The organism is Lacticaseibacillus manihotivorans DSM 13343 = JCM 12514 (assembly GCF_001435035.1).
Taxonomy (GTDB): Bacteria; Bacillota; Bacilli; order Lactobacillales; family Lactobacillaceae; genus Lacticaseibacillus; species Lacticaseibacillus manihotivorans.
The window spans coordinates 1-291 of record NZ_AZEU01000067.1 but is presented as its reverse complement, the minus strand read 5'-3'; the positions used below and the strand labels follow the sequence as shown (position 1 = coordinate 291).

Here is a 291-nt window from a genome sequence, read left to right as displayed (position 1 = left end):
CGCAAATTGCAAGAACAAGTTAGCCACTCCGTGGCACGACACCGTGAGGCGAACTGTTACCTTTGATGAGTTGAGTTAGCTGGCTACGGCTGACTTGGCAGCTCGTCGCTGAGCTCGAGCGCGCTCAGCGATGAAGACTTCCTCGGTCGTGCGATATTTGAGTTGGCGACGAGGGAGGCGGTTGAGCCGATCTTGAGTCTCGGCGACAGCTAGTGGGCTGACAGCGTCTAAGGACTCACCTTTGGGGAAGTCTCGCCGAACCATCTTATTGTGGACCTCGTTGGTGCCGCG

The 291-nt window shown here is 57.0% G+C and carries 1 pseudogene; it reads right to left on the bottom strand.

What is annotated here, in order from left to right:
* Window positions 1-75: 75 nt before the first annotated feature.
* A pseudogene (locus FD01_RS16525) lies at window positions 76-291 on the bottom strand (IS30 family transposase); the annotation flags it as partial.